We start from the raw sequence: 14990 nt of genomic DNA, 5'->3' as shown, positions 1-14990 counted from the left end.
ACTCTGCCCTTCCTATGCCGACGGGTTATGCCCGCGGGCGGTGGTGACGTTTTCGAGGACGACGGCGAGGCCCTGGCCCACGCCGATGCAGATCGCGGCGACGCCCCAGCGCTGCCCGGAGGCCTGCAGGGACCGGGCCAGGGTGCCCAGGATCCGGGCGCCGGAGGCGCCCAGCGGGTGGCCCATGGCGATCGCGCCGCCGTGCCGGTTCACGATCCCCGGGTCGATGCCCCAGGCGCTGATGCAGGCCAGGGACTGGGCGGCGAACGCCTCGTTCAGTTCGACGGCGCCCACCTGGTCCCAGCCGATGCCGGCCTTCGCGAGGGCCTTGTTCGCCGCCTCCACGGGGGCGTAGCCGAAGTACTGGGGGTCGTTGGCGTGCGCGCCGCGGCCGGCGACGCGGGCCAGCGGCTCCAGGCCGAGCAGCCCGGCGGCGTTTTCGGAGCCGATCCACGCCGCGGAGGCGCCGTCGGAGAGCGGCGACGCGTTCCCGGCGGTGACGGTGCCGTTTTCGGCCCGGAACACGGTCTTGAGACCGGCGAGTTTCTCGGCCGAGGAACCGGCACGGATTCCCTCGTCGCGGACCAGGTCGGTGCCCGGGACCGGTGCCACGAGGTTGTCGTAGAAGCCCTCGTCCCAGGCCGCGGCGGAGAGGTTGTGGGAGGCAGCGGCGAACTCGTCCTGCGCCTCGCGGGTCACCCCGTACTTCTCGCGCAGCCGCTCTGTGGCTTCTCCCAGGGAGATGGTCCACTCCTTGGGCATGGACTGGTTCACCAGCCGCCAGCCCAGCGTGGTGGAGGCCAGGGTCAGGTCCCCGGCGGGGTAGGGCTTCTCCGTCTTGGGCAGCACCCAGGGGGCGCGGGACATGGATTCGGCCCCGCCGACCAGCATGAGGTCGGCGTCGCCGGTGTTGACCTGCCGGGACGCGATGATCGCCGCGTCCAGCGACGAGCCGCACAGCCGGTTGACCGTGGTTCCCGGGATGGAGACCGGCAGCCCCGCCAGGAGGGTGCCCATCCGGGCGATGTTGCGGTTTTCCTCGCCCGCGCCGTTGGCGTTGCCGAACACCACCTCGTCGATCCGTTCGACGTCGAGCTGGGGGGCGCGCTTTACGATCTCCCCGATGACATGCGCGGCGAGGTCGTCCGGGCGGACGGCGGCGAGGCCGGAGCCGAACTTGCCGAAGGGCGTCCGGACGGCGTCGTAAATGTAAGCCTGGTTCATGATTTTTTGTCCGTTTCTGAATCGCCCCCGGCAGTCTCGTCCATGGAACGGAAAACCTGCTGGGCGGTCTTAAAGGCGGTGTTGGCGGAGGGGACCCCACAGTAGATGGCGGTCTGGAGCAGGATTTCCTTGATCTCGTCCCGGCTCAGGCCGTTGCTGACGGCGGCTCGGATGTGCATGGCCAGTTCTTCCCAGTGCCCGTGCGCCACCATGGCGGTGATGGTGACTGCCGAGCGCATCTGTCGGCTGATCCCGGGTCGGGTCCAGATGCCGCCCCAGGCGATCCGGGTAATCATGTCCTGAAAGTCCTCGGTGAAGGAATCCTTGTTGGCATTGGCGCGGTCCACGTGCGCGGCACCGAGGACCTCGCGGCGCACTTTCATGCCGCCGTCGTAAATTTCCTGGCTGGTCGCGCCGGGCTGGACTACCCCGTGCCGCTCGAATCCGCTGCGCTCGGAGCCGGTCATGCGTCCGCTCCCTGGGTTTCGGTCCAGCTGATGAGGCTCTTGAGGAGGTCGGCGATGTGGCCCGGTGCCTCGAAGGGCGCCAGGTGTGCCACGCCCTCCAGGCTGAGTGCCGTGGCGGTGCCGCCGCCGGAGGTGATGCCTGCGGCCACTTCCTCGGCCATCGTCGGCGTGGCCACGGAATCGAGGACGCCGGCAATGACCTGCGTGGGGACGCGGATGGTGCCGAGCTGGTCCCGCACGTCGAAGCCGGCCAGGGCCTCGCAGCAGAAGGCGTAGCTGAAGCGGTCCGCATCCCGGAGCGTGTGCAGGAGCCGGCTGCTGGCTTCCGGCTGGCGGTCCATGAACCCCGGCGCGAACCAGCGCTCCGCGGAACCCTGGACCATCACCGGGGTTCCCTGTGTGCGCACGGTTTCGGCCCGCTCAAGCCACCCTTCGGGAGTGCCGATCTTCGCGCCGGAACACTGCACGGAGAGGCTCTTGAGCCGGTCGCCGTGCTTGATGGCCAGTTGCAGACCGGTGGCCCCGCCAAGGGACACCCCGGCATAGTGGAAACGCGTCCCCGGGGCGATCGAATCGACCAGGGCGATCACGGCGTCGGCGAGTTCGGCGACGGTGAAGGTTTCCTGCGCCGCGGGCGAGACGCCGTGTCCGGGCAGGTCCCAGGCGACGACGTCGAAGTCGTTGCCCAGCACGGCACCGGCCTGGCTCCAGAGCAGGGAGGACGTCCCGAGCGAGGGCCCCACGACGAGGAGGGGTTTCTCGCCGAGCGGGCGCTGGGGTGAGAGCAGGACTGCTTTGACGGTAGGTCTAGCCATGGGAAGCTCCGTTCCGGGGTGGGTGGGCGGCGGCGGCCTGGCGGGCGGTGAATTCCGGGTAGGCCGCGAGAATCCGCCGGGTGATGGCTGTTGCTTGGCCGACGTAGTTCGCCGGGTCCAGAAGCTCCTCAATCCCGGCGTCGGTCAGCAGTTCTTCGGGGACGGCCTCGCGGAGCAGTTTCCGGTAGGTGGCCGCCTGGTCCGCCGCCGGTGCCCGAAGCGTGCGGTCCACCACGTTCTGCAGGCGTTGTTTGCCGCTCGAGCCGGAACCGGGATCGGCGCCCTCGGCGATGCGGGCGGAGTCCAGTAGCGGCGCAACAGTCGCGTTGACGGCTTCGGAGAGCAGCAGCGGGCCGGCGAGGTCGAGATTGCGGCGCATGGCCGCGGGGTAGACCTGCAGGCCCTCGGCCAGTTCGCGGAGCTGTCCCGCCGCGCCGAGCGCCAGCCGCAGGAGCTGGCGCAGGGCCGTCCACTCCGTGTGCCAGGCGCCGTCGGGGCGTTCATCGTTGAAATTGGCGGCCGCGAGGTGCAACTGCGCGGCCAGGGCCGGGGCCTGCAGGGCGGCGCTGCGGATCAGCACGGACAGCACGGGGTTCTGTTTTTGCGGCATGGCCGAGGATACGCCCCGGCCCGCGGCCCGCGGTTCCGCGAGTTCGGCCACTTCCGGCCGGCTCAGGAACAGGACGTCGGCGGCGATCTTTCCGGCCGCGTCCGTCACGGCAGCCAGTGCGTCGCCGAGCGAGGTCACGGCAAGGCGGTTGGTGTGCCAGGGGGCCGGAACGGCGGCGAGGCCCAGGCGGGCGGCCAGCCGGTCCGCGAGGTCAAACGGGGTCAGCCCTGTTCCTCCCGTCGGCCCCAGTTTTTCCGTCAGCAGCGTGCCGGCGGCGAGGGTTCCGGCGGCGCCGCCGGTCTGCACCGGCAACTCGAGGGCTTCGAGCCGGCGGGCGGCCGCGGCCAGCCCGGCGAACCACTGCGCGGCCCGCAACCCGAAGCTGAAAGGCAGCGAGTGCTGGGTCAGGCTGCGGGCCACGCAGAGGGTCTGCGCATGGGCTTCGGCCAGGCCGGCGAGGGCGGACGTCGCAGCCGTGAGCTGGGAGCCGAGTTGGCGCACCGCCCCGGCGGCCAACACCATCAGGGCGGAGTCGAGGACGTCCTGGCTGGTCAGCGAGGTGTGGACGGCCTGCACGGCGCCAAGACGATCGGTATCGAGCGCCCTGACTTGTTCACGGAGGTCGGCGAGCAGCGGGATGACGGGGTTCCCGCCGCCCTGTGCGCGCACGGCGATGCCCGCGGCGTCGTACCGCTCCACGTCCGCGGCGGCTGCCACCAACGCGGCGGAGCCGGCGGGGGCGAGGCCCGCATCGTCGAGGACGGCGGCCCAGGCAGCCTCGACCTTCAGGAGAGCTGCGAGCACCGCCCGGTCCCCCGTCAGCGCTGCCACCAGAGGCGACGCCGACACGGGGCTGAGCAGACCAAAGTCCCCGTGCAGGCCGGCGTCGCCGTCGGTTTCGAAGGAAGTCACTTCTCGGCACCCTCGGCGCCGCTGAAATCCAAGAACACTGTCTCGCCGTCGCCTTGGAGGCGGATGTCCCAGGTCAGCCCGCCGTCGGGATCCCGGCGTGCGATCAGGGTTTGGCGGCGGTCCGGTTCCAGCGAGCTGAGCAGCGGGTCCTTGGCCAGGGCCGCCTCATCCTCCGGCAGGTAGACCCGGGTGAAGAGGCGGTTCATCAGGCCGCGGGCGAACACGGCCACCGCGATGAAGGGCGCGGCACCGGCTTCGGTGGGTCCCGGGTTCACGGTGGTGAAGGTGAACGCGCCGGTGTTGCCGACGGCGCTGCGGCCAAAACCGGTGAAGGTGTAGCCGTCCCGGACCAGGGATCCCGTGCGCTGCGGGACATTGCCGTCGGCGTCTGCCTGCCAGATTTCCAGGATTGCGTCGGGGATCGGGTGGCCGGCACCGTCGTACACGGTGCCCTGGAGGCGGATGGATCCCGGGGATCCGGGGGCCAGCAGCTCGCGGTCCTTGGGGTAGGGCAGGGCGTAGCCGTAGAACGGTCCGACCGTCTGTCCGGGGGTGGGGGTGAGCTTACTCATGGTCATCTCCTTCGACTCCCAGGGCCTCGTTTTCGGTCCAGGTCCGCTTCGGCCCGGTCAGGACGATGTCCCAGTTGTACGCCAGGGCCCATTCAGGCTGGGTGTCTTCGTGGTTGTACGTGGCCACGAGCCGGTCCCGGGCGTCCTGGTCGACGATCGACTGGTAGATCGGGTCCAGCGGGAACAGCTGGTCCCCCGGAAAGTACATCTGGGTGATGATCCGCTGGGTGAATTCCGTGCCGAACAGCGAGAAGTGGATGTGGGCCGGCCGCCAGGCGTTGAGGTGGTTTTTCCACGGGTAGGCGCCGGGCTTGATGGTGGTGAAGCTGTAGGAGCCGTCAGCTCCGGTGATGCAGCGGCCGACGCCGGTGAAGTTGGGGTCGATCGGTGCCGGGTGCTGGTCGCGCTTGTGGATGTAGCGGCCCGCGGAGTTGGCCTGCCAGATTTCGACGAGCTGGTTGGCGACCGGGCGGCCGTCACCGTCGAGCACGCGTCCGGAGACCACGATGCGTTCGCCGAGCGGTTCGCCGTTGTGCTGGATGGTCAGGTCCGATTCGAGCGCGTGGACGTCCATGTGCCCGAACGCCGGCGAGAACAGTTCGATGGTTTCCGGGTCCGCGTGGTGCAGGCTCTTCGTGGGGTGGCGCAGGACGCTGCTGCGGTACGGGGCGTAGTCGAGCCGGGGCTGGGTCTCGGCCGGGGCGCCGTCCTTGAGGGCCTTTGCGTAGGCCTCGCCGATCGCCTTCATCTCGGCGCTGAGATCCGACTGGGACTCCGCGGCGGCGTCGAGCGGGACAGCAGCGGCGTGCTTTGGGGCGGCCTCCGTGGCGTCGTCGGACACGTCCTCGGTGACCGGGTCGGCATTGAAGATGTCGAGGTTGAGCTCTTCAGGCACAGCAGCCTCCTTTCAGTGGTGTGTTTGTTGTTCGGGCGGGGTTCAGGAACTGCGGGTCAGCTGGTGCACGTGGTCGTACTGGACGGCGTGCCGCACGGGCGCGTTCGGGGCGCCGTAGCCGTCGTAGGCGCCGCGGCGTTCCACCATCTCGAAGAACACGCTGCCTACCGTGGCAGTGTAGAAATGCAGGAATTCGCCGTCGGCGTCACGGTCATAGAGCAGGTTGAGCTCCCGGAGCGTGGCCAGGAAGTCCGGGTCCAGCGCGAACCGGGCATCGAGGTCCTCGTAGTAGTTCGCCGGGATCTGCAGGAAATCCAGGCCGCGGTCCCGTGCGGCCCGGGCCGTGGCCACGAGGTCATCCACGGCGAAGGCCACGTGTTCCTGGTACGTGCGGCGGTGCCCGGTGCCGGCGGCGGGCCCCTCCTGCTGCAGCAGCGGCGCCAGGTTCAGCACCAGGCGCACGCCCCGGTCCTCGGTGAGCATCACCTGGGAACGGACCAGTCCGGTGGGGCTGGCCACCTCGGCATACGGCTGCGGTTCCAGCGCGAGGGCGCTCGTGTAGAACAGCACGGCCTCGTCAAAGTGCTGCCACGGCTGGGCCAGGTTGACGTGGTCGATCACGGCGGAACCGGCTGCGGGACCGGCTGCCGGCACTTGAAGATTTTCGCCGAATTCACGTGTCCACGCCGCCGTGCCGTCCGGGCTGCCCTGGCACAGGAAGATCTCGGTGGAGTCCGGGGCGGCGAAGCCCTGGAAGACTTCCTCGTTGGCCTGACTCTTGCGCGGCACCGCGGGGGCCTTGAGCTGCTGGGCGCGGGCGGCGGCGATGACGGGAGAGTCGACGTCGAAGCCCAGCGCCGAAATGGCGGCGTCCGCGGGTGGCCTCTGGGCGGCGGTGCCCGCAGCAGCGGCGCCGGCAGCAACGGACAGGGGCTCTTCGTTGATGACGACGCGGGCGTGGCCCATGGTCCACAGCTGCACGTTTTTGGTGCGGTGGCGTCCGTTGAACGTGAACCCCAGCTGGCCGAGGAGAGTTTCCAGGCCGGCGGTGTCCGCGGCCCGGACCTCGGCGAAGTTGAAGCCGGCGGGCTCTGCCACCCGGGGCAGCGTGGCGAGCTCCATCGGGTAGCGGCGCCGGAGTGCACGGCTCGGCGCGGCCGCGGCACTGCCGGTCGTCCCGTCTGTGGACGCCGGGTTCGCCTGGAGCCATTTGGCGCTCTGCTCTTCGAGCCAGATCAGGGACCGCATGGCATCGACGGCCGTGCGTTCGACGTCGGACTGGCGGAAGACGTCGTTGAACACCTCCAGCGACACCGGTCCGCTGTAGCCGGCGCGGACCACATGGCCCATGAACTTGGCCAGGTCGAACTGCCCCTCACCCGGGAACACCCGGTAGTGCCGGCTCCAGGACAGCACGTCCATCGACAGCTTGGGCGCGTCGGCCACCTGGACGAAGAAGATCCGGTCCGGGTTGAAGGCCTCGATCGGTGCGGTGTCCCAGTCGCGGGAAAGGATGTGGAAGGAATCCAGGCAGGTGCCCAGGTTCGGGTGGTCCACGGCCTCCACCAAGCGGTGGGCGTGTTCGTAGTCGTTGACGTATTTGCCCCAGGCCAGGGCCTCGTAGGCGACCTTGATGCCGTGCTCGCCCCCCAGCTCCGCGAGGCGGGCGAGCTGTTCAACCCGGAGCCCGTCGTCGTCGATCGTGGCGGTGCCCACGTTGGAGCAGAGCAGCATGGTGTCCATGCCCAGCCGGGACATGAGCCGGAACTTGGCGTCCGCCCGGCGCAGGTTGGCGCCGAGCACGTCCTCCCCGACGCTGTCGAAGTCGCGGAACGGCTGGTAGAGGTCCAGGGTGAGTCCGAGGTCGGCGGCCAGTTTCCGGACGTCTTCCGGGCTGAGCGGGGATGTGACGAGGTCCTGTTCGAAGATTTCAATCCCGTCGAAGCCGGCCACGGCGCAGGCCTGCATTTTTTCCCGCAGCGTCCCGGCGAGGCAGACGGTGGCGATTCCGGTGCGCATCAGGCGGCCACTTCTTCGGCCGCCACGAGCTCCAGGAAGTGGGAGCGCATCCGGCTGGCGTCGGCCTCGCGCCCGGTGAAGATCCGGAAGGCGTCGGCGGCCTGACCCACGGCCATCCGGCCGCCGTCGAGCACCTCGCAGCCCTTGGCCCGGGCCGCGCGGACCAGTTCGGTTTCGATCGGCCGGTATACGATGTCGGCCACCCAGTGCCGGGACTGGACGAGGGACATGTCCAGCGGCACGCCCGGATGGGCGGCCATGCCCACGGGGGTGCAGTGCACCAGGCCGTCGGCCAGCGGCATGAGCCGCGGCAGCTCCGCCGTCGTCCGGGCGGTGACGGTCCGGTCTGGGAAGAACCCGGCCAGTTCTGCCGCACGGGCCGCGCCGCGGGCCGCATCCATGTCCACGAGGTCCAGCTCGCGGACGCCCGCGGTGAGAAGGGCATAGGCGACAGCGGATCCGGCGCCGCCGGCCCCCAGCTGCACCACCCGGTCCAGGGTAGCGGCGGGAAGCCCGGAGGCCAGCGCCGCCGCGAACCCGGAAAAGTCGGTGTTGTGGCCGATGAAGCGGCCGTCACGGATCACCACGGTGTTGACGGCTCCGAGGCGCCGGGCGTCCGCAGAGACCTCGTCAAGGTAGTCGAGCACGAGCTGCTTGCACGGGTGGGTGATGTTCAGGCCGTTGAAGCCCAGGCGCCGGGCGCCGGAGAGAAGCTCACCGACAGCCTGGCCCGGCAGGCCGAGTTCGATGAGGTCGATGGGGCGGTAAAGATACCGGAGGCCCTGCACGTCACCTTCGCGTTCATGCATATAGGGCGTGAGGGACGGCGTGACGCCGTCTCCCACCAGGCCCACGAGGAAGGACTCTGCTCGATTGCTCATCCGGTTAGCTCCTTTGACAACGGCACTCGGCGGGCGGAGACGCTTGCAGCGCCGCCGGCGGGCCGGGTGATAGGCATTACAGTACAGATTTTGTTCACATATTGCACGGTTGTTCGAGTATCGAACATTGTGGGCGGGCCGACGCCCGTGCCGGGGCGGAAGGCGGGTATCACTGCTGGGGCAGCCGGGCGGAGAGCTCGGCGGCGGCCGCCTGCAACAGCGGAACGTGGGCCACGAGGGCCTCCATGCTCAGCCGGAACACCGGCACGGCGGTGGCGAGGGAGGCGAAGGCGTGGCCCTGGGCGTTGAACAGCGGAACGGCGACAGCCCGCATGCCGAGCTCATTTTCTTCGTCCATGGTGGCGTAACCGCGGCGCCGGACCAGTTCGATTTCCGCCCGGAACGCGTCGCGGTCGGTGATGGAATGCTCCGTCAGCGACTCAAGGGGCAGATCAGCGAGCAGCTGCGCGCGGGTCGCGTCGTCGGCGAAGGCCACCAGCGCCTTGCCCACCGATGTGGTGTGCAGCGCGCCCAGGTGGCCGGGGTCGCTGGTGACCCGGAAGGTCTGCGGGCCGTCCACCTTGTTCACCGTCAGATGGTGGTTGCCGTCACGCACGGAAAGAATGGTGGCCTCGCCGGTCTCCTCGGTGACGCGCCGCAGGATCGGCAACGCCGTGCCCGCGAAGCCGTGATGGTTGGAGACGCGCTGGCCCAGCTGGAAGACGCGCAGGCCCAGATGATAGCGCCGGCCGTCCGGCTCATAGTCGACGAAGCCGTCCCTGGTCAGGGAGCCCAGCAGGCGGTATGTGGTGCTGAACGGCAGCTCGGCCCGGCGGGAGATTTCCGCGGCGCTGGCGCCCCGCGGCTCGTCGCCCAGGAGGACCAGGAGGCTCAAGGCCTTGCCCACCATGTCCGTCCGCGACTCCTCCCTGGCCGCCTTGGCAGCCTTGCCGGCGGGCTCAGCGCGGTATCCGGAAGGGGGTGACTCTTCTGTGGCTTGATTCACACTCATATCCCGATGTTCCCACATCGTGAGAGCTATTTCTAGATGGTGATTATTTTTCTTGACAGGTGACTGCGCTCACAGCCATGATTGCTACATCGCACACGTAGCTCCCACCATGCGGCTACAAGTCCGGGTCTTTCCACGGCCCCCCGGCTGCACCACACTTGAGCCAGCGGCAGTCGAGACCTTCCTGATCCATCAGCGACAACGTCGTCACACCAAAGGAACACCATGAGCCAGACTCTCCCGTCCACGACGGGCACCGCCACGGGCGGGACGCCGAAGAAGGCGGCCCTTGCAAGCTTCCTCGGCAGCGCCGTCGAGTATTACGACTTCTTCATCTTCGGTTCCGCAGCGGCGCTGATCTTCCCGCACGTCTTCTTCCCCGACGCCGACACCAACGCCGCGATCATGTCCTTCGCCACGTTCGGGTTCGCCTACGTGGCCCGTCCGGTGGGCGCGGTCATCCTTGGCCACTTCGGCGACAGGGCGGGGCGCCGGAAGGTCCTCATGTTCACTTTGCTGCTGATGGGTGCCTCCACATTTGTCATCGGCTGCCTGCCGGACTTCAAGACCGTGGGCTGGTGGGCGCCGGCACTGCTGGTGCTGGCACGGCTTTGCCAGGGCCTGTCCGCGGCTGGCGAGCAGGCCGGCGCCTCTTCCATGACGCTGGAGCACGCCCCGGACAACCGCCGCTCCTTCTTCACCTCCTGGACCCTGACCGGAACCCAGGGCGGCCAGATCCTCGCCGCCCTCGTCTTCATCCCGGTCCTGGCGCTGCCTGACGAGATTAAGTACGGCATCGGCTGGCGCATCCCGTTCTGGCTCAGCGCCGTCGTAGTGCTCATCGCGTTCTTCATCCGCCGTACCCTGCACGAGCCGCCGGCCTTCGAGGAAGCCAAGAAGACCGCGCAGATCTCTAAGCTGCCGGTTGCCGACCTCCTCAAGGGCCACTGGCGCGATGTCCTGCGCGTCATCGCCTGCGCCTTCATCGCCGCCGTGTCCACCGTTTTCGGCACCTTGGCCATCAGCTACGCCAAGAACGTCGCCGGCGTGGACGGCACCACCACGCTCTGGCTCGTCGTCGGCGCCAACTTCCTGGCCCTGGGCACCCAGCCGCTGTTCGGCAAGCTCGCGGACAGGATCGGCCGCAAGCCGGTGTTCATCTACGGAGCGCTGTCCAGCGCGGTCCTGACCCCGGTCTTCCTGCTCAGCCTCGAGTCCGGCAGCGTCCCGCTGATGTTCCTGGCGGCCATCGCGTTCTTCTCCTTCGGCTACGCCGCGGCCAACGCCGTCTGGCCCTCGTTCTACGCCGAAATGTTCAGCACCAACGTCCGCTTCTCCGGCCTCGCGATCGGCACCCAGCTCGGCTTCCTGATGGCCGGATTCGCCCCGGCGATCGTGGCAGCCATGGGCGGCATCCAGCCCGGCGGCTGGGTCCAGATCACCATCTTCACCGGCGTCATCTGCGTGATCGCAACGGTCGCCGCACTGACCGCCAAGGAAACCTTCAAGGTTCCCACCAAGGAACTCGGCGTGCGCTAAGCCGGGCGTGGCGTTCCCGCCCACTTGCCGATCCGACTGCCCGGCGTGTCCACAGGACACGCCGGGCTTTTCGGTGTGTCGGGGCACGGCCAGAAAAGCAACCGGGAAGGAGCGCCGAGGAGACCGGCCGCCGCTAGCTGTTGCCGGCGCCCAGCACCGCGGCGAGATCGAACTTCACCGGCTCCTCGAGCTGGTCATAGGTGCAGGAGCGCGGGTCCCGGTCCGGGCGCCAGCGCACGAACTGAGTCGTGTGGCGGAACCGTTCGCCTTCCATGTGGTCGTACTTGACCTCCAGCACCCGTTCGGGCCGCAGCGGGGTGAAGGACAGGTCCTTGCCCCCGCTCCAGCGGCTGCCTTGGGCGTTTCGCGGCGTCCGTGCACCCGCTTCTTGCCGGGCCCAGGCCCAGGGGTGCTGTTCGAAGCCGGTGACCAGTTCCTGGAGTTCCTCGAAAAGCTCCTTGCGCCGGGCCATCGGGAAGGCGCCCACGACGCCGACGTTGGCCAGCACCCCGGTGTCGTCGTACAGCCCCAGCAACAGCGAACCGATGCGGTCCGGGCCGGAGGTGTGCACGCGGTAACCGGCCAGTACACAGTCGGCCGTTCGCTCGTGCTTGACCTTGACCATCGCACGTTTGTCCGGCTGGTAGGCGCTGTCCAGTGGCTTGGCCACGATCCCGTCGAGTCCGGCGCCCTCGAACTGCCGGAACCAGCGCTGTGCCGTCTCCCGGTCAGGCGTCGCGGCCGTCAGGTGGATCGGGGCCGCGACCGAGGCGAGAGCCCGTTCCAGCGCCTGGCGGCGCACGGCGAAGGGCTGCCCCGTCAGATCCTCGTCATCGAGTGCCAGCAAGTCGAAGGCGACGAAGCGCGCCGGCGTCTGCTCGGCCAGCAGCCGTACCCTGCTGGCTGCCGGATGGATCCGCTGCTGGAGCGCGTCGAAGTCGAGTCGGTCCCCGGAAGCTGCGACCAGGACGATCTCGCCGTCCACCACACAGCGCTCCGGCAGCTCCGCTTTGAGGGACTCAACGAGCTCGGGGAAATACCTCGTCATCGGTTTGCCGTTCCGGCTCCCGATCTCCACTTCGTCGCCGTCTCGGAAGATGATGGACCGGAAGCCATCCCATTTGGGCTCGAAGAGCCACCCCGCCCCGCCGTCATTCTCCGGCAGTGCGGGGAGGGCCTTGGCCAGCATGGGCGGGATGGGAGGCATCAGCGGCAGTCGCATAGCGCCCATTCTTACGCCGCGGACGGCGCACCGCCAGTCCCGGGGGCGGATTTCTCGACACACCCGCCCCGCCACGGTAGACATTAACGATGGCTACCATCGGGTTCCACGCTTCGCACGAACAGATCAGCCCCGGCCGTCTCCTCAAGGATGTGCAGCTGGCCGAGCAGGCCGGGTTCGATGCCGCCATGTGCTCGGACCACATCGAGCCCTGGTCCGCCCGGCAGGGCCATTCCGGATTCGCCTGGTCCTGGCTCGGCGCCGCACTTGCAACCACCGGGCTCCGGTTCGGCGTGGTGACGGCACCGGGACAGCGCTACCACCCGGCCATCATCGCGCACGCCTCGGCCACCCTTGCGGACATGTTTCCCGGGCGTTTTTGGCTGGCGCCGGGCAGCGGGGAATTCATGAACGAGCACGTCACCGGCGAGCCGTGGCCGCCCAAGGAGACGCGGCAGCGGCGGCTTGAGGAATGCGTCGACATTATCCGCCGACTCCACGCCGGCGAGGAAGTGACCCACCACGGGCTCGTCACGGCGGAGCGGGTCAGGCTCTGGGACGTTCCGGCGACCAGGCCGGCGCTGATAGCTCCGGCCGTGAGCGTCGAAACAGCCCGCCGGGCCTCGGCGTGGGCGGACGGACTGGTCACCGTGAACCAACCCGGGGCAAAGCTGCAGGAGATGCTCGCGGCCTACCGGGACGCCGGCGGGCGCGGAAAGGCGGTCCTCCAGGTCCACCTGTCCTGGGCACCCACCGAGCAGGACGCCCTCGCGATCGCCATGGACCAATGGCGCACCAACGTCTTTGCGCCGCCGATCCCGTGGGATCTGCCGACGGCCGCCCATTTCGACGGGGTGAGCGCCGGGGTTACGGAGGACCAGGTGCGGGCGGCCGTCAACGTCTCGGCGCATCTGCAAGAGCATGCCGAATGGCTTGCAAGCTACCTGGAGCTCGGGTTCGAGGAGCTGTACCTGCACTTCGTCGGCCAGGACCAGCAGCCGTTCATCGGCGCGTTCGCGGAGCACGTCCTCCCGGAGCTCCGGACGGCCGCCCCGGCCGGGACCGAAAAGGTGGGTGCGGTGTGAGGATTGCAGAGACTTCCGACCTCTGGTGGAAAAACGCGGTGATCTACTGCCTCGACCCGGAAACCTTTCTGGACGGTGACGGCGACGGCACCGGTGATTTCGGCGGCCTGACCCAGCGCGTGGACTACCTCGCGGCCCTCGGCGTCACGTGCGTCTGGCTCATGCCCTTCTATCCCTCCCCGGACCGGGACGACGGCTACGACGTCACGGACATGTACGGTGTGGATCCGCGGCTCGGCAGCCTCGGGGACCTCGTGGAATTCATCCGCACGGCCAATGACCGCGGCATCCGGGTGATCGCGGACTTCGTCATCAACCACACGTCCGACCGGCACCCGTGGTTTGTCCAGGCGCGGAAGTCCATGGACAACCCTTACCGCGACTACTACGTCTGGCGGAAGGACACGCCGCCGGACACTTCGGACCAGGTGGTGTTTCCCGGCGAGGAGACGTCGATCTGGACGCAGGACAAGGCAACCGGCGAGTGGTTCCTGCACATGTTCTCCAAGCACCAGCCGGACCTGAACGTCATGAATCCAAAGGTGCGGGACGAGATCGCCAAGTCCATGGGCTTCTGGCTGCAGCTGGGCCTGGACGGCTTCCGGCTGGACGCCGTCCCCTTCTTCCTGGAGCTGCTCGGCGAACCGAAGGACGAAGCGGCGAAAATCAATCCACACGACTACCTCAGCGCCCTGCGCAGCTTCCTCAACCGCCGCCATGGCAGCGCCGTGCTCCTCGGGGAGGTCAACCTCCCCTACAAGGAGCAGCTGAAGTACTTCGGCGGGCAGACCGGCAACGAGTTGAACATGCAGTTCGACTTCCTCTCGATGCAGAACATGTACCTCTCCCTGGCGCGGCAGGACGCCCGCCCGCTGGGGAAGACGCTGAGCAGCCGCCCGGCAATCAACCCCGACAACCAGTGGGCCATGTTCGTCCGCAACCACGACGAGCTCACGCTCGACAAGCTCAGCGATGCGGAGCGCGCTGAGGTTTTTGCCGCATTCGGTCCGGACCCGGACATGCAGATGTACGGCCGCGGGCTGCGCCGCCGGCTTCCGACGATGCTCGGCGGCGATCCGGCGAGGATCCGGATGGTCTATTCGCTGATGTTCTCGCTGCCGGGCACTCCGGTGCTCTTCTACGGGGAGGAGATCGGAATGGGTGAAGACCTCCGGGCGAAGGGCCGTTCGGCGGTCCGCTCCCCCATGCAGTGGGACGACACCGGGAACGGCGGTTTCTCGACTGCCCCGCCCAAGGACCTCACGGCCCAGCCGGTGGAGGGATACTTCGGACCGAAAAACATCAACGCCGCCGCCGCGAAGCGCGATCCGGACTCGCTGTGGAACTTCGTCGCCACCCTCATCCAGCGCTACCGGGAGTGCCCCGAACTCGGCTGGGGGCGGTTTGAACTCATCAAGCAGCCGTCCGCACAGGTGCTGCTACACCGTTGTACGTGGGACGGGTCGGTGGTGATTGCGGCCCACAACTTCGGGGCCGAGCCGGCGTCCGTGACGGCCAGCGCGGCATCGCCGGACGAACCGGAAAGCTCGTTCGCAGACGCCGTGCTCCGGGATCTGCTCGGCGGCGAGGATCTCCCGCTCGCGGACGACGGCGGATTCGAAGTCCCGCTGGATCGCTACGGCTACCGGTGGTTCCGGATCCAACGCCCGGCGGACCGCCGTATTCCCTGAGCCGCGATCGAGACCGGGAAACTCCGGCGCCGCCGAGAACTAACCC

13 protein-coding genes are annotated in these 14990 nt (G+C 68.6%); 3 read left to right on the top strand and 10 right to left on the bottom strand.

Annotated features, from left to right (window positions below; genetic code table 11):
• Positions 1-12: 12 nt before the first annotated feature.
• The 9 genes from ACFVVK_RS15180 to ACFVVK_RS15140 form a co-directional block, all read right to left on the bottom strand.
• The gene (locus tag ACFVVK_RS15180; protein WP_390268511.1) at positions 13-1224 is read right to left on the bottom strand and encodes a thiolase family protein; all 1212 of its coding nucleotides are present in this window, start codon (positions 1222-1224) and stop codon (positions 13-15) included.
• The gene (pcaC, locus tag ACFVVK_RS15175) at positions 1221-1691 is read right to left on the bottom strand and encodes a 4-carboxymuconolactone decarboxylase (RefSeq protein WP_390268508.1); all 471 of its coding nucleotides are present in this window, start codon (positions 1689-1691) and stop codon (positions 1221-1223) included. The genes ACFVVK_RS15180 and pcaC overlap by 4 nt, the downstream gene beginning before the upstream one ends.
• A complete protein-coding gene (locus tag ACFVVK_RS15170; RefSeq protein ID WP_390268505.1) occupies positions 1688-2506 on the bottom strand; it encodes an alpha/beta fold hydrolase in 819 nt (272 codons plus the stop codon). The genes pcaC and ACFVVK_RS15170 overlap by 4 nt, the downstream gene beginning before the upstream one ends.
• A complete protein-coding gene (locus ACFVVK_RS15165) occupies positions 2499-4028 on the bottom strand; it encodes a lyase family protein (RefSeq protein ID WP_390268503.1) in 1530 nt (509 codons plus the stop codon). The genes ACFVVK_RS15170 and ACFVVK_RS15165 overlap by 8 nt, the downstream gene beginning before the upstream one ends.
• Positions 4025-4600 carry a protocatechuate 3,4-dioxygenase subunit alpha gene (gene pcaG / locus ACFVVK_RS15160; protein WP_390268500.1) on the bottom strand — a complete coding sequence of 192 codons (576 nt, stop codon included), beginning with the start codon at positions 4598-4600 and terminating at the stop codon, positions 4025-4027. Before pcaG ends, ACFVVK_RS15165 begins: the two co-directional genes overlap by 4 nt.
• On the bottom strand, positions 4593-5495 hold the full coding sequence (gene pcaH, locus ACFVVK_RS15155) for a protocatechuate 3,4-dioxygenase subunit beta (protein ID WP_390268497.1): 903 nt from the start codon (positions 5493-5495) through the stop codon (positions 4593-4595). Before pcaH ends, pcaG begins: the two co-directional genes overlap by 8 nt.
• 42 nt (positions 5496-5537) lie before the next feature.
• Complete coding sequence (locus ACFVVK_RS15150; RefSeq protein ID WP_390268494.1) at positions 5538-7514, bottom strand: bifunctional sugar phosphate isomerase/epimerase/4-hydroxyphenylpyruvate dioxygenase family protein; 1977 nt, start codon at positions 7512-7514, stop codon at positions 5538-5540.
• Positions 7514-8395: a shikimate dehydrogenase gene (locus ACFVVK_RS15145; RefSeq protein ID WP_390268492.1), complete on the bottom strand. Its 882-nt coding sequence runs from the start codon at positions 8393-8395 to the stop codon at positions 7514-7516. Before ACFVVK_RS15145 ends, ACFVVK_RS15150 begins: the two co-directional genes overlap by 1 nt.
• A 169-nt stretch (positions 8396-8564) precedes the next feature.
• The gene (locus tag ACFVVK_RS15140) at positions 8565-9407 is read right to left on the bottom strand and encodes an IclR family transcriptional regulator (RefSeq protein ID WP_390268489.1); all 843 of its coding nucleotides are present in this window, start codon (positions 9405-9407) and stop codon (positions 8565-8567) included.
• A gap of 225 nt (positions 9408-9632) precedes the next feature.
• Here ACFVVK_RS15140 and ACFVVK_RS15135 point away from each other — a divergent pair, with 225 nt between their 5' ends.
• On the top strand, positions 9633-10946 hold the full coding sequence (locus ACFVVK_RS15135) for an MFS transporter (RefSeq protein WP_390268486.1): 1314 nt from the start codon (positions 9633-9635) through the stop codon (positions 10944-10946).
• A gap of 133 nt (positions 10947-11079) precedes the next feature.
• Here ACFVVK_RS15135 and ACFVVK_RS15130 read toward each other — a convergent pair whose 3' ends face one another.
• Positions 11080-12168 carry an ATP-dependent DNA ligase gene (locus tag ACFVVK_RS15130; RefSeq protein WP_390268483.1) on the bottom strand — a complete coding sequence of 363 codons (1089 nt, stop codon included), beginning with the start codon at positions 12166-12168 and terminating at the stop codon, positions 11080-11082.
• Between the two features lie 89 nt (positions 12169-12257).
• Between ACFVVK_RS15130 and ACFVVK_RS15125 the strand changes: the two genes are divergently transcribed.
• On the top strand, positions 12258-13253 hold the full coding sequence (locus tag ACFVVK_RS15125) for a TIGR03885 family FMN-dependent LLM class oxidoreductase (protein WP_390268480.1): 996 nt from the start codon (positions 12258-12260) through the stop codon (positions 13251-13253).
• Positions 13250-14944: an alpha-amylase family protein gene (locus ACFVVK_RS15120; RefSeq protein ID WP_390268477.1), complete on the top strand. Its 1695-nt coding sequence runs from the start codon at positions 13250-13252 to the stop codon at positions 14942-14944. The genes ACFVVK_RS15125 and ACFVVK_RS15120 overlap by 4 nt, the downstream gene beginning before the upstream one ends.
• Positions 14945-14990: the final 46 nt, after the last annotated feature.

The organism is Arthrobacter sp. NPDC058192 (assembly GCF_042883665.1).
Classification (GTDB): Bacteria; Actinomycetota; Actinomycetes; order Actinomycetales; family Micrococcaceae; genus Arthrobacter.
Note: the sequence above shows the minus strand (reverse complement) of the source record. Positions and strands in the feature narration are given on the sequence as shown.

Bases quoted from the DNA above. Each gene is read 5' to 3' on its own strand.
- ACFVVK_RS15130 (WP_390268483.1), bottom strand. From the start codon at position 12,168: ATGCGACTGCCGCTGATGCCTCCCATCCCGCCCATGCTGGCCAAGGCC.
- ACFVVK_RS15125 (WP_390268480.1), top strand. From the start codon at position 12,258: ATGGCTACCATCGGGTTCCACGCTTCGCACGAACAGATCAGCCCCGGC.
- ACFVVK_RS15150 (WP_390268494.1), bottom strand. From the start codon at position 7,514: ATGCGCACCGGAATCGCCACCGTCTGCCTCGCCGGGACGCTGCGGGAA.
- pcaG (WP_390268500.1), bottom strand. From the start codon at position 4,600: ATGAGTAAGCTCACCCCCACCCCCGGACAGACGGTCGGACCGTTCTAC.
- ACFVVK_RS15140 (WP_390268489.1), bottom strand. From the start codon at position 9,407: ATGAGTGTGAATCAAGCCACAGAAGAGTCACCCCCTTCCGGATACCGC.
- ACFVVK_RS15180 (WP_390268511.1), bottom strand. From the start codon at position 1,224: ATGAACCAGGCTTACATTTACGACGCCGTCCGGACGCCCTTCGGCAAG.
- pcaC (WP_390268508.1), bottom strand. From the start codon at position 1,691: ATGACCGGCTCCGAGCGCAGCGGATTCGAGCGGCACGGGGTAGTCCAG.
- ACFVVK_RS15135 (WP_390268486.1), top strand. From the start codon at position 9,633: ATGAGCCAGACTCTCCCGTCCACGACGGGCACCGCCACGGGCGGGACG.
- ACFVVK_RS15145 (WP_390268492.1), bottom strand. From the start codon at position 8,395: ATGAGCAATCGAGCAGAGTCCTTCCTCGTGGGCCTGGTGGGAGACGGC.
- ACFVVK_RS15170 (WP_390268505.1), bottom strand. From the start codon at position 2,506: ATGGCTAGACCTACCGTCAAAGCAGTCCTGCTCTCACCCCAGCGCCCG.